General features: G+C 29.5%; 13 protein-coding genes. 3 read left to right on the top strand and 10 right to left on the bottom strand.

The genetic code is table 11. The annotated features are described in order from the left end of the window. Positions 1-7: 7 nt before the first annotated feature. Together HALO113_RS04620 and HALO113_RS04615 are read left to right on the top strand one after the other, a co-directional pair. Entirely contained in the window at positions 8-877 is an 870-nt protein-coding gene (locus tag HALO113_RS04620; RefSeq protein ID WP_159777909.1) for a rhomboid family intramembrane serine protease, read from the top strand. Next, positions 874-1,923 (top strand): endonuclease/exonuclease/phosphatase family protein, encoded by a 1,050-nt coding sequence (locus HALO113_RS04615; RefSeq protein ID WP_159777908.1) that lies wholly within the window; start codon positions 874-876, stop codon positions 1,921-1,923. Before HALO113_RS04620 ends, HALO113_RS04615 begins: the two co-directional genes overlap by 4 nt. Here HALO113_RS04615 and HALO113_RS04610 read toward each other — a convergent pair whose 3' ends face one another. The 10 genes from HALO113_RS04610 to HALO113_RS04565 form a co-directional block, all read right to left on the bottom strand. After that, positions 1,924-2,538: a WbqC family protein gene (locus HALO113_RS04610; protein ID WP_159777907.1), complete on the bottom strand. Its 615-nt coding sequence runs from the start codon at positions 2,536-2,538 to the stop codon at positions 1,924-1,926. Between the two features lie 221 nt (positions 2,539-2,759). Next, the gene (gene lepB / locus HALO113_RS04605) at positions 2,760-4,334 is read right to left on the bottom strand and encodes a signal peptidase I (RefSeq protein WP_159777906.1); all 1,575 of its coding nucleotides are present in this window, start codon (positions 4,332-4,334) and stop codon (positions 2,760-2,762) included. Between the two features lie 79 nt (positions 4,335-4,413). Next, on the bottom strand, positions 4,414-5,115 hold the full coding sequence (gene dapB / locus HALO113_RS04600) for a 4-hydroxy-tetrahydrodipicolinate reductase (RefSeq protein WP_159777905.1): 702 nt from the start codon (positions 5,113-5,115) through the stop codon (positions 4,414-4,416). 44 nt (positions 5,116-5,159) lie between these two features. Then, positions 5,160-5,729, bottom strand: a complete 570-nt coding sequence (locus tag HALO113_RS04595) for a DUF5683 domain-containing protein (protein WP_236554593.1) — start codon at positions 5,727-5,729, stop codon at positions 5,160-5,162. Beyond that, a complete protein-coding gene (locus tag HALO113_RS04590; protein WP_159777904.1) occupies positions 5,729-6,628 on the bottom strand; it encodes a ParB/RepB/Spo0J family partition protein in 900 nt (299 codons plus the stop codon). Before HALO113_RS04590 ends, HALO113_RS04595 begins: the two co-directional genes overlap by 1 nt. Positions 6,629-6,636: 8 nt before the next feature. Continuing rightward, positions 6,637-7,401 (bottom strand): ParA family protein, encoded by a 765-nt coding sequence (locus HALO113_RS04585; protein ID WP_159777903.1) that lies wholly within the window; start codon positions 7,399-7,401, stop codon positions 6,637-6,639. A gap of 169 nt (positions 7,402-7,570) precedes the next feature. Beyond that, the gene (locus HALO113_RS04580; RefSeq protein WP_159777902.1) at positions 7,571-8,491 is read right to left on the bottom strand and encodes a T9SS type A sorting domain-containing protein; all 921 of its coding nucleotides are present in this window, start codon (positions 8,489-8,491) and stop codon (positions 7,571-7,573) included. Positions 8,492-8,565: 74 nt separating this feature from the next. Then, positions 8,566-10,341 carry a T9SS type A sorting domain-containing protein gene (locus HALO113_RS04575; RefSeq protein ID WP_159777901.1) on the bottom strand — a complete coding sequence of 592 codons (1,776 nt, stop codon included), beginning with the start codon at positions 10,339-10,341 and terminating at the stop codon, positions 8,566-8,568. 104 nt (positions 10,342-10,445) lie between these two features. Further along, positions 10,446-12,053: a tetratricopeptide repeat protein gene (locus HALO113_RS04570; protein WP_159777900.1), complete on the bottom strand. Its 1,608-nt coding sequence runs from the start codon at positions 12,051-12,053 to the stop codon at positions 10,446-10,448. An 11-nt stretch (positions 12,054-12,064) separates the two neighbouring features. Further along, entirely contained in the window at positions 12,065-13,192 is a 1,128-nt protein-coding gene (locus tag HALO113_RS04565; protein WP_159777899.1) for a methionine aminotransferase, read from the bottom strand. A gap of 140 nt (positions 13,193-13,332) precedes the next feature. Here HALO113_RS04565 and HALO113_RS04560 point away from each other — a divergent pair, with 140 nt between their 5' ends. Continuing rightward, positions 13,333-14,244, top strand: coding sequence for a glycerophosphodiester phosphodiesterase family protein (locus HALO113_RS04560; protein WP_159777898.1), 912 nt, complete (start codon positions 13,333-13,335; stop codon positions 14,242-14,244). Positions 14,245-14,268 lie beyond the last annotated feature (24 nt).

Below are 14,268 nucleotides of genomic sequence, written 5' to 3'. Positions count from 1 at the left end.
GACATTTATGAATATTTTTCAAGATTTTAAAAATGAATATAGATTAGGAGGTTTAGTACAAAAAATTATATTTTGGAATATAGGAATTTTTGTAGTTTTTTCTTTGCTAAGTATGATTTTAAAAGTTACTAATGTTCACTTTAACTATTATGAATATGTAGCTTTACCTTCCCTGTTTAGTAAATACATTACTCGATTTTGGACTATATTTACTTACATGTTTTTTCATCTTGATTTTTTTCATCTTTTGTTTAATGTATTGGTGCTTTGGTTCAGTTCTCGTTACTTTTTATATTATTTTACACTAAAACAATTTACTACGGTTTATTTTATTGGAGGTATTTTTGCAGGTATTGTATTCTTAACTTACTTCCAGTTTATAGGTGTGCAATCTCAATTAATTGGAGCTAGTGGTGCTATTTTAGCCGTTTTATTTGCCGTTACAATATATGCGCCTTATACACAAGTAGGTTTCTTTTCACTTAGCTTTGTTAAGCTTTGGCATATTAGTTTTTTTATTCTATTCTTGGATTTTATTCAAATGCCTTTTGGGAATTTCGGAGGACATTTAGCACATTTTGGAGGAGCATTTTTTGGTTTTATATATGTTAAATTACTTCAAAATGGAACCGATTTGTCTAAAGGAATATCTAAATTGCAAGATATTTTTAAAAGCAGTGTTACTCCTAAAAAGAAGACTCCTTTTAAAAAGGTGCATAAAAACAATTATCAAAGACCTGTTTCTTCAAATGTTTCTAAAGAAAACGATATCAATCAAAAAAAAATAGATGATATTTTAGACAAAATAAGTAAATCAGGATATGATAGTTTAAGTAAAGAAGAAAAAGAGTTTTTATTTAAAGCAGGAAATAGTTGAAAAGAGAATCATTAATAAGTAGAGTTGCCTTTTTTTGTAATAAAGTTTTAGCTTTACTAACATTTCTTGCCTATTTATTACCCTTTCTTGCACCTAATTTGTTTCCATTTTTAAGCGTATTAACACTTTTATTGCCTTTGTTTTTGGTTTTAAATGTTGCCTTTTTTATTATATGGGTTTTGCAATTAAAAAGAAAGATGTTCTTGTCGGGAATAGTACTTTTAATAGGAATTACCTTTTTGGGAAAACTATATCGTTATGATGCTGTAAAGTTAGAACCAGAACCAGATGATTTTGTAGTTATGAGTTATAACGTGAGATTATTTAATAAATATGAATGGTTGCCAAATAAAAAGGTAGCAAGCGATATTTCTGATGTTGTTCAAAACTACAATCCTGATATTTTATGCCTTCAAGAATTTACCCCTAATGATGATGTAAGACTAAGAAATTTTCCTTACAATAAAATATATTTAAAAGGAGATAAGAATAAATATGGTCAAGCTATCTTTTCTAGGTATGAAATTATCAATACTGGAAATATTGTTTTTCCAAATTCTACAAATAATGTCATTTTTGCCGATATAGTAAAAATGAACGATACCATTCGAGTATATAGTATGCATTTGCAATCTGTAAAAATAAGTACGGATATACATGAAAAATTAGATGAAAATAAATCTAAATTTATTTTTAAAAGAATAAGTGAAGCTTTTAAGCAACAACAATTACAATCGGAATTGATTAAGAATCACTATGCTGGTTGTAATTATCCTAAAATTATTTGTGGAGACATGAATAATAGTGCTTTTTCTTATGTATATAGAAATATTAAAGGCGAAATGAAGGATGCTTTTGAAGAAGCAGGTACTGGTTTTGGTACCTCTTATAATTTTAAATATTATCCTGCGCGAATTGATTATGTTTTTGTTGAAGATTCATTTGTTGTAAAAGAATTTACTACAGACAATAAAGTAAAACTAAGCGACCATTTTCCTATAATTACGCGTTTAAAGAAAATGGATGAAAAACAAAAAGAAAATTAATTATATTAATTGTTGAGCTAATAAATAGTCTTTTGCATGTCTTCCTTCATTAAATAGAAGGTCCAAAATACTCAAGTTTGGGATAAAACCTTTCTTCTCATTAAATACTTGAGTGTAAGGTTCGTTTACAAAAGAATCTTTTTTACCATTTGCTAGATATCGAAAATCGGTGCCATTTTCTACTTCATGAAAAAATTCATCTGTAATTTGATATGGTAAATGAATACCTAGGCAAGAATTGATAATCTCAAATATTTGAAAATTTAAATCCATCATAAAAGTATGCTCTTTTTGAAATATGAGATGTAATTCGTCTTCAAAATATTCAAAAAAAGGGGAAGTTCTATATGCAGCTTCTAAGGATTTGAAATGATTTTTTTGCCAACCAAATGCATTTTCAATTTTGACATCTTTATATTTTTGATGTATTTCTTTAGAATGTTTAATCGGTATATTTAACATTTGAATACCATTCGGACTATAAATATACATTCTATTTCTATTCGTTTGCTTTTGAAAATTATCTTCCATTTCAAACGTAATAGTTTTTGCTTGAAGCATAGCCACATAATGACTTATAGAAGGAAAATAAGTGGGATGTAAAAGGATATTCATTAAATTAAACTTTTATCAATTCGGATTTAGCTTAGCTTTTGTTGCTGTTTATTTTATAAAAAGAAGGCTGTCCAAAAAGTATAATCTTGTCAAGCTGAATTTGTTTCAGTTTCTGTAAATTATTTGATTTTCAACTATTATTAGATTCCGAAATCAAAGATTCAACGAAGTTAAATAAATTTGGAATGACAAATCAAGACTTTTTAGACAGCTTCAGCAATTTATTTATTAAGTTCTTTCTCTTTTTTCTTTTTCTTCCAAAAATACTCACCTACAAAATATAGAGCAAGTAAAACTAAAAAGTATTTAAAATACGATTTAGGCTGACCATCACCAGATACAGTTGTGAATAATCTTTCCCAACGAATTTTGTTCAGTCCTTTACCGTTGGAATTCCAACTCATCCAGATGAATACTGGTTTTCCTACAATATGGTCTTCAGGAGTGTAACCAAAATAACGCGCGTCTAACGAATTGTGACGGTTATCTCCCATCATCCAATAATAATCTTGTTTGAAAGTATATTGGTTTGTTACTTGTCCGTTAATTTTAATTTGATCACCATTAACTTCTAGTGTATTTCCTTCATATTCTGTAATGATGATTTTATATAGTGGAAGTGTTTCTTTGGTTAATGCTACTGTTTTTCCAGCTTCTGGAATATAGATAGGGCCAAAATTGTCTCCGTTCCAATTTCTGTTAGGTGAAGGTGTACCGTCTTTAAAATCTGGGAAAGTACCGTCTTCAGCATCTTTTTTTATATTTCTTTTGATGTTTAAAATACCTGGGAAATTTTTCAATCTTTCAGCAGATTCAAAAGTTAAGGCACTAAAATATAAAGTATCTTCCGTGATTAAGCCTATACCATCAGTAATATTTAATTCTGATATGATATATTCAATATTTAATTTGCTTCTATCTACTGCAACATTGTATGAATATTGAGGTTTTGCTCTTTCTGGTAAAATGAGTTGTTTTCCATTTATATAAACAAATCCATCTTTAATTTCTAAAGAGTCGCCTGCTATTCCCACACACCTTTTAACATAATTCGTTTTTTTATCAATAGGTTTGTCGATTCTTCTATTAGAAGGATGATACATGTTGTCTAAGGTGTCTCTTGGCCAGTTAAAAACAACGATATCATTATTTTTAATTTTCTCTAGTTTTGGAAATCTAAAATAGGGTAACTGTGGTTTTTTAGAATAAGATAATGTTCCTACCAAAGGAATGGAATCATGAACCATTGGAGCTGCAATGGGTGTCATAGGGGTTCTTGCTCCATAATTAAACTTACTTACAAAAAGAAAGTCCCCAATTAATAATGATTTTTCTAATGAAGAAGTAGGAATTACGTAAGGTTGAATAAAATAAGTGTGAACAAAAGTAGCGACAATAATAGCAAATGCTAATGAACCTAAAGTATCCATAGCTTTTGTAGGTGCTTTTAAATCACGATCACTATGATAAGTAAGTTCTTGAGTATAATTTACATAGAGAATATACAATCCTAATGTAGCTACGCCTAAAAGCATATCTAGAGTGGTTTTTTTACCAAATGTTCGTAAGGTTTCTATCCAAATAATTGGAAACATAAACAAATTAATAATAGGAATAAAGAGCAACAATGTCCACCAAGTAGGCCTGTTGATTATTTTCATTAATACAATAGCATTATAGATAGGTACGAAAGCTTCCCATGCTTTTCTACCTGCTTTTATATATAACTTCCAAGTGCCTAAACCATGTATGACTTGTACTATTAAAATAAATAATAACCAACCTTGTACTGACATTTTTATTTTATTTAATTGTTTAAATTGTTTTAAAGTTTAAGTATTTAAACTTCAATGCAATTATTATGTTTTTACTTTTCTAATTTAATCCTAAAACATCTTTCATCGTAAAGATGCCTTTTTTACCTATAAGCCACTCTGCAGCTACAACTGAACCTAAAGCAAAACCTTCTCTAGTGTGTGCGGTGTGTTTTATTTCGATTTGATCCACATTGCTATCGTAAAAAATACTATGTGTACCTGGTATATCTTCAATTCTTTTGGCTTCGATATGTATTTCCTTTGCTGTAGCTTCTTCTAAGGTCCAATTAGTGTAATTCGTATTTCTTATAATTCCATTGGCTAATGAAATAGCTGTTCCGCTTGGCGCATCTAGCTTTTGAGTGTGATGAATTTCTTCCATCGACACTTGATACTGATTTAATTTAGCCATCATTTTTGCCAAATAATCATTTAATTCAAAAAAGATATTAACCCCTAAACTAAAATTAGAACCATATATAAAGCTTCCATTTTTTTCTTTACACAAGGCAGCTATATGATCATATTCTTCTAACCAACCAGTAGTTCCAGAAATAACAGGAATATTTTTTTCAAAGCATGTTGAAATATTAGCAACGGCACTGCTTGGAATACTAAAATCAATAGCTACATCTGCTTGCTCTAAGTCTACATAATCATCATCTCTTCCTTTTTTTAAAACAATTTCATGACCTCTTTCTAAAGCTATTTTTTCAATAACCTTACCCATTTTTCCATATCCTAAAAGTGCAATTTTCATGAAGTATAAGACGTTTTTTTTATATTATGTTAGCTAATAAAAAGTTAAAAATTGTAAGTGAGTTTGATACCCGTTTTATATTGATAATCTATTTCGTTTTGATATAGTTCTGGTTTTATAGATAAATTGTCATTTACATTGAATTGAAGCAAATGAGCATCTACATTGGCATCAATAATATTTAGGATGTAAATACCTGCAGTAATTAAAGCAGACAAATCTCTATTTCTTTGATGGTATTTTTGTCCTCTTAGTAATCCATCATTTGAAAGTGAACCATATATAGGGTGGTCACCTTGTTTAGAAGTTCCGTCTAAACGAGCTTTGTATTCATCTCTAAATTCATGGTATTTTTTATTGTTCCATCCATAAAAATATAAACTAGAAGCTAAACCTCCATAAACTAAAGGAATTTTCCAATACTTTTTGTTGTAAGCTTGTCCTAATCCAGGTAAGACTGCTGAATAAAAAGCAGCTTTAGCAGGAGACAAAGGATTAATTTGGGTTGGTTTAGAAATAACAGAGTCTTTAACCACTACAGAAATCTCTTCCTGAGCTATACTCGTATTACTAAAAAGTAAACCAAAAAAAGATATGAGAAATAACTTTTTCACTAATTATTTATCAATTTCAAAATACGATTAAAATCTTCCTCAGAATGAAATGGAATAGTAATTTTTCCTTTTCCATTTGAAGCCACTTTTACATCTACTTTTGTACCAAAAAAACCTGTAAAAGCTTTTTGATCGGTATCTGCTACTTCAAAACTTCTATCTGACGCTGATTTTGCAGCTTGTGGTTTTAAGCTGTCTTGGTATTTTTTTACTAAAGCTTCTGTCTCTCTAACAGAAAGGTTTTGACTTACTACTTTATGATAAATTTCTGATTGAACCTCATCATCTTCAATAGAAATCAAAGCTCTTCCATGCCCCATAGAAATAAATCCATCTCGCATGCCTGTTTGAATAATTGGGTCTAATTTTAATAAACGAAGATAATTAGTAATTGTAGAGCGTTTTTTACCCACACGATCACTCAATTCTTCTTGCGTTAAATTAATTTCATCTATTAATCTTTGATAGGATAAAGCAACTTCAATAGGATCTAAGTCATGACGTTGAATGTTTTCCACCAAAGCCATTACTAATGATTCATTGTCATTCGCTAAACGAATGTATGCTGGAATCGTTTCTAAACCAGCTAGTTTAGAAGCACGTAATCTTCTTTCTCCAGAAATTAACTGGAATTTATTAAAGTCTAATTTACGAACAGTAATGGGTTGAATAACACCTAATTCCTTAATGGAAATAGCTAATTCTTTTAAGGTTTCTTCATTAAAATTACTCCTCGGTTGAAACGGATTTATCTCAATTGCATCTAATTCAAGCTCAATTATGTTACCTACCACTTTATCTGCTCCTTTGTCTTCAACTGATTTAATATCATTTGCAGGATCTTTTAATAAAGCTGATAATCCTCTTCCTAGTGCTTGTTTTTTCTCTGCTTTCGCCATCTTACTATTTACTTATTTTTCTTGATAATTTCTTCCGCTAAATTAATATAATTGGTAGCTCCTTTACTTGTTGCATCATAATTAATAATGCTCTCACCAAAACTAGGTGCCTCACTTAGTTTGATATTTCTTTGAATTACAGTTTCAAAAACCATATCGTTGAAGTGTTTCTGTACTTCTTCAACTACTTGGTTTGATAAACGCAAACGAGAATCATACATGGTTAATAATAAGCCTTCAATATCTAATTCTGGGTTGTGTATTTTTTGAACACTCTTAATGGTATTCAATAATTTTCCTAAACCTTCTAGAGCAAAATACTCACATTGAATAGGAATAATAACACTATCAGCAACTGTTAACGCATTTAAAGTTAGTAATCCTAATGAAGGAGCACAGTCGATAAGAATGTAATCGTATTTGTCTTTCACACTTTCAAGTGCTTTTTTCAACATGTACTCACGATTTTCTTTATCTACTAGCTCAATTTCAATAGCTACTAAGTCTATATGTGCAGGTATAACCGAAACATTCGGAGCATTAGTAGCCATAGTAGCTTCGTCTGGAGTATTACTATGTTCTAGAACTTGATAGCTACCTATCTCTACACTTTCTACATCTATACCTAATCCTGAGCTAGCATTAGCTTGCGGATCAGCATCAATTAAAAGTACTTTCTTTTCTAAAACACCTAGTGCTGCAGCAAGATTAATAGAGGTAGTAGTTTTACCTACACCACCTTTTTGATTGGCAATTGCTATGATTTTACCCATTGTGATTTCTAAAAATTTTTGAGTCGTAAAAATACAATTATTTATGGGTTTTGAAAATCTATTTTGTTAACAATTTAATTTTTTTAATTAATTATAACTATTTCTTAAAAACAAAAACAGGAAAGAAATAATTCCTCCTGTTTTTGTAATAATTGTAGTAATCAGTAATTTAATTTTTTATAATTTTTTTTGTAATAGATGAATTGTTTCGTTCGAGTGTGAGAAAATAGATTCCTTTTGGTAAATGACTCATTATAATATTTTGTTTAGACAACATTTCGATTATTTCTTTTTTTACTTCTACTTCTTGACCAAAAGAATTATAGAGTGATAAATTCACTTTTTTATCTTCTAATAGTAAACTTTCAATTGTAATGTAATCTGAAGTTATTGTAGGATATACTTTCCATTTTTCAAGCACATTAAATTGTTCAATATTTAAGGCTGAAAAATTTGTAACTACATTATCCACAATTAAAATACTTCCCCAATTTATACTTGAACTGTTTTTATCCATACGAAATGTAATGCTTATAGATGAAGCAACTGCATTAGAAGAATAATTTATGGGTGTGTAAATGTAATTATAAAAGTTATTTGTATTTTCGATTGTCATTGCTGCTTCTCCAATTGTATTATTGTCTGAATCAAAGACTTTTATTTTTGCTTCTGCCTTATCATTACCTATGGGTATAAATTTATAGAAAAAACCTAACATAGAAATATTGTCATTTTCTGCTACAGGGATATTGTCTTCTAAGTGACTATTTGTATTTTCTAAATGAATAATTGCTTTTCCTGGTATAGTGTAATTTTGTGTTTCATTATAAGCATTGGAAACTACCATCGCATAATTTCCAGAATAAGAATCAGTAGTAGCATAAACCATTGATGAAATAGATGCATTTGTATATAATATCTCATCATGTATTGTTTCACCTGTATTAGGGTCAATTTGAGAAGGAATTTCAAAATCCATACTCCAGTTTTTAAGAGTAAGATTTGAATTTATTTGTTCAAAATTTCCATTTAAAACCTGAGCTAATAATAATTTATTAAAAAATAGAAGTAAATAGATTGTCTTTTTCATAGCATTTTTACTTTCTCGTTGTTTATAGTCAAAGATATGTTTTTAGTTGTTTTATTAAAAACAAATATTGATTTTTAGTTAATTATGATTTTTTCTTGAGTTTTTAAATTATCATGTTCCAATTGTATTATATATATACCTTTTTCGAAATTTTGTAAATCGATTAAAGTTTCAAGTTGGTTTACTTTTAATGTATGCATTTTTTTACCCATTAAATTAAAAATGGTTACTTCACTTTCATTCCAAAAAGACTTAAGTGTGAATAATCCCTTACTTGGGTTGGGATAAATTTCGAAATAAGTATTCTTACTGAAAGAATTTTCTAGTAAGGTACAAGTATTAGGATTTGTAAATTTAGAGATAAAAATGCCAGCATTATCTGGTGAACTTGATGAATTTGATGTTAGAGTTTGCACCCCAATTGTAGGGTCAAAATCCATTTCCCCTCTAAAAGTACCTGTTAATATGATATTGTTATCTGAATCAAGAGCAATAGGTAGATATCCAGCAAAATCTACAAAATCTACATTTCCTGAACCTCCTATATCTATTGTCCAGTTATAATTTCCGTTTACATCAAAACTAGTAATAAAAGCTTCTCTTTTATTATTTAAGCTAGAATGAATATCTGAAGCAGTAGTGTTAAAATTGCAATCCCCAGAAAACTCACCTGATATATAAATAGTATTGCAATCATCAGTAATTACATTAGCTGCAAATGAGCTAGGGAAACTAGTGCCTTGTACAGGTTCTGGAATACCAAACGATTTATTCCATAAAGTAGTTCCATTATTTGTAAATTTAATGATATTTGAAGTGTAATGATTTGGAGTATTAATGTTGTTGTTATTCGGTAATATAGCTTGTCCTTTTAAAGAAAAGGTGTTGATAATATCATTATTACTATCTACGGTGATAAACGACATGAAAATATCTGTTGTGCTATTTCCATTTATATGTTGATTCCATATAAAGTTTCCATTGGAGTCTAATTTAGTTATAAAGCTAGAACTTATAGCTCCAAAGGAAACCGATTGCGAGGTAATAAAATTATCTATGAATGGATTTGGATTAATGTCAACAGTTCCTACAAAGACACCACTTAAAAAAATATTGTTATTACTATCTGTTGCTAAATCGGATATAAAAACAAGTCCATTTGTTCTAAACTGTTTAACCCATTGGAAAATGCCATTTTCGTTTAAAGATAATAAAAAACCATCCTGATTTATACCTGTTAATTCGTTAGTTTCAGTAGCAGGGTTAAAGTCTAATGTATTAGCAAATGTTCCTGTAATGAGAAGGTTTGAACCATTTTTAGCAATTGCAAAGGTACTCACGAAATTTTGGTCTGTGTCATCAAAATATTGAGTCCAAATTTCGTTTCCATTTATATTCCACTTAGAAACAAAAAAACCTCGTGTAGAAGTAAAACCTGTAAGATATAGATGGTTTCCATCTATAATCATGGCGTTAGCTCTTTCTTCATTCATGTTTACAAAAGTAGGTTCGTTCAATCTATTTACCCAAATTAACGATCCTGAAGAAGAATATTTTGCTATATATACATCAGCTTCACCCGAATTATCATTAGTTATTCCTCCTTGATAAGTTAAAAGAGTTTCACTTGAGCTAGAAGGATCGAAATCTACAGTACCATGAAACAAGCCTGTTACATATAGGTTCCCATTTATATCTGTAACTGTAGCTCTTGACCAAATTCCATGTAAGTGATTGGTTTCAAGTTTTTCGGCAAAAAGTAAGGTAGGTGTTTGTGCGTAATTTTTTTCTATTAAAAGAAATGCGATTAAAAGAAATGTAAAATGCAAGTTTGGTAATAATTTTTTCATATTCTATATTTTTTTTTCAAAAGTATTGACTATGAAAAATAAATTGCATTTTTTGAGGTGTACAATAGGTAAACAATGGGTTTAAGTTGCTTGTTTATAGTGTTTTAAATTGAAAGAATAAAATCGGTTAAATTCTCTTCTGTAGATAATTGTAGTTTTTTTCTTAAACGATGTCTAGCTGTTTTTACACTATCAGGTGAAATATTTAATATAGATGCCATCTCTTTGATAGATAAATTTAATTTGATAAGAGCACACATCTTAAGGTCATTCGTACTAATTTCCGGGTATTGATTTTTTAAACGGGTGTAGAAATTTTTATTAATACTTTCAAAATAGAAATCAAAGTCTTGCCAACTTTTATCTTGGAAGGTATGCTTACTGATTAATTTTGCTATTTCAGTATCATTTTGAGATTCTTTTTTATTTATAATTTGCTTAATGTCTTTTAATAACTCATTTTTTTCTAAAATTTGAATAGTAATTGCACTAAGTTGACTTTCTTTATGTTCAATGTCGTTTTGAAATTGCTTTCTTTTGAGCTCTTCTTGTTTTTGTAAGGCTTCAAAAAGTTTCTCTTTTGTAACTAATAGTTGTTTGTCTCGTTTATTTATTCGTTTTAGAAAAACATAAATTGTTATTGCAATACTTGCTATTAATAAAATTAAAACGATAAGAAAGTAATTAATTAAATTAGTTTTTTCTTTTTCAGTTTCAATTATTTTTAGTTTTCTGTCTTTTTCAGAAATTTCAAATTGAATTTCTAAGTTTTTAAAGGTTTGTTGCTGTTTAAAGTTATTATATTGATCTTTAATTTTAATAATATTATTTTGTAGTGAAGCAATTTCTTTATAATCTTTTTCTGTTTTAAAATTTAAATCAACTAATGCTTCTATAGTTTTAATTTGAAAAGTTTTATCTTTTAAAGAAGCAGCATTTTTATTTGCTTCTGTAAAGTAGTTCTTTGCATTTGTATGATCATTCTTAAATTGATAGTACCAATTACCTAACGCTATTTGGGTATTGATTAATGCTTGTTTGTTTTTTGTCTCTATAGATACTTTTAAAGCTTTATTAAGATAATCTAAACTTTGATTTTCGTTTTTTTTCTTTCTGTAAATCTCACCAAGTTTAAAATAGCACATTGGAACATAGGCATAACTTTTATTTTTTTCAAAAAGGACTAAGGCTTTTTTGAAATTTTTTTCAGATAAAGAGTAACTATTCTTTTGTTCATATATAAATCCTAAACTATTATAAGCCAAACCAAGAGTTTCATCTTTTTGATTTTCATTTTCTAATTCAGATATCACTTCTTTGCTAAGTTGTAATGCTTCTTCATATTTGCCTTGTCTGGCATAAATGGTGCTAATTAATTGTAAACATTTAAATCGTCCCATTTTTGCTTTAATTACAGAAGTGTTTTCTAATTTAGAATAAGTTTCTAATGATTGTGTAGCAAATTGAAGTCCATTTTGCAAATTAGAACCATAAGAGCAAATACCTAAATAAAGTAATGATTCTGCTTTATCAAAAGAATTATTAGTTTTTTCAGCCTTTTCTTTAGCTTCCCAAAAATAGAAAAAAGCTTTGTTTTCATTATCTTTTATCAGCTCTTCCCAACCTTTTTTAATTAATGCATTGGATTGATTTTGGGAAAAACCCAACTGAAATAAGAAAGCATAGAAAACAAACTGAAAAAAAAATTTCATAGGGTTTAATTTTATATTGAAACTAATTTCTCCGCAGCAGCTATTAAAGTTTCATCTGTTTTTGCAAAACAAAAGCGCAACATCTGCTTGTCTGTTCCATCCTCATAAAATACAGAAATTGGAATGGCGGCAACACCATGATGGGTAATTAATTCTTTAGCAAAATCGGTGTCGTTTTTAGAACTAATTTTATCATAATTAACCACTTGGAAATAAGTGCCTTCACAAGGTAATAGGGTAAAACGACTGCCTTCTAAAAGAGATCGAAATAAATCTCTTTTTTGTAGATACATTTTGGCTACAGCATCAAAATCAACGATATCTAAATAAGAAGCAATCACATTTTGGGAAAGACTACTCACGCTAAACACTAAAAATTGATGCACTTTTTTTATTTCATGCATTAGTTTTTCTGGTGCAATCAAATAACCTATTTTCCATCCGGTTACGTGTAACGATTTCCCAAATGAGGAAGCAATTATAGCACGGTCTCTTAATTTAGGACGTGTGTTTATCGAAATATGAGGTTGCGTAAAGGAAATGTATTCGTACACCTCATCACTTAAAAGTACTATTTGAGGGTGTTTTTCTAAAAGGGTTTCTAAGGCTTCAAATTCACTTTCTTTCCAAATTCTTCCCGTAGGATTGTGTGGATTATTCAGGATAAGCATTTTGGTTTTAGAAGTTATACCCTCTTCAATACGGTTAAAATTTGGGGCATAATCTTCGTTTAAAGCAATACGAACAGGTTTGCCTCCTGCAACTAAAACAGAAGGTTCATAACTGTCGTAACAAGGATCTAAAATAACCACTTCATCACCATTTTCAATTAAGGCATTGATTGTAGTGTAAATCCCTTGTGTGGCTCCAGCTGTAACTAAAATTTCAGTAGCAATGTCTGTTTTTCGTACATATTTTTCGTAAGTAAGCTGACTAATTTTTTCTAATAAAGAGGACAGCCCAGCCATGGGTGTATATTGATGGGTATTTTCTTGTGTAAGTTGCTTCGTTATATCTAAAAGCCTTTGGTCAACCGGAAAATTAGGAAAACCTTGTGATAAATTGATAGCTCCATATTCATTCGCTAATTGCGACATCACAGAGAAAATACTGGTTGGAATGTGAGGTAATTTTGACATGAAAATTATTATTATTACAAAAGTAGGGGTTTTTTAATAAAAATAAGTGTGAAAACAAACTCCAATTAATTAACATTTCTATAGGTCTATCATTTCATAGAATATGTACTTTTGTGCTTCAAATTTTAAAAAATAACGTTTTGAAAAATATTGTTTTATATGTAGCTGTATGTTGCAGTTTTTATTTAGGAACTGCGCAGCAAAAAGAACACACTTTGGCTTTTAAAAATAATACCGATTTTAAATCATTTTTTAGAGCCTCGACTAATTTTTATCCTGTGGTAAGTGCACATCGCGGTGGACCAACAGTAGGTTTTCCAGAAAATTGTACAGCTACATTTGCACATACAATTTTGTATAATCCAGCCGTAATTGAAACAGATATTGCATTAACCAAAGATTCTGTTTTAGTCATGATGCACGATAATACCTTAGATAGAACTACTACAGGAACAGGAAATATCAATGCATATACCTACAAAGAATTGCAACAATTATATTTAAAAGATACCGAAGGTAAGGTTACTCCGTATAAAATTGAAACCTTAGACGAGGTGTTGCAATGGGGAAAAGATAAAGTAGTGTATACATTAGATGTAAAAAGAGGTGTACCCTTTAAAATGATAGTGGATGCGGTAAAACGTAACAAAGCAGAAAATTATTCCATTATTATTACCTATAATGCTACTCAAGCGGCAGAAGTGGCAACTTTAGCTCCAGAGATGATGCTTTCGGTTTCAGCTAGAGGTAAAGAAGATGTAGAGCGTATGGAAAATTTAGGAGTTAAAGCGGAAAACATGATTGCTTTTGTAGGAACTACTTTTCCAAAACCAGAAACCATGCACTATATGAAAGGGAAAGGAATTGTTTGTATATCTGGAACAATGGTGAATATCGATAAAAGTGCTATCGCCAATGGAGATGCCATTTATTTAGACATTGTAAAAGCAGGTGTCATGATTATTTCTTCGGATAGACCTACTGCTGTAGCCCAACAAATGGCGCTTTATATAAAAGAAAATCAACTTACAAATAAATTTTTGATGCAATAAGTTTATGAAGTTGTCCAAAAAGTA

It is taken from the genome of Flavobacterium sp. 9AF, from assembly GCF_902506265.1.
In the GTDB taxonomy this organism is placed as follows: Bacteria; Bacteroidota; Bacteroidia; order Flavobacteriales; family Flavobacteriaceae; genus Flavobacterium.
Note: the sequence above shows the minus strand (reverse complement) of the source record. Positions and strands in the feature narration are given on the sequence as shown.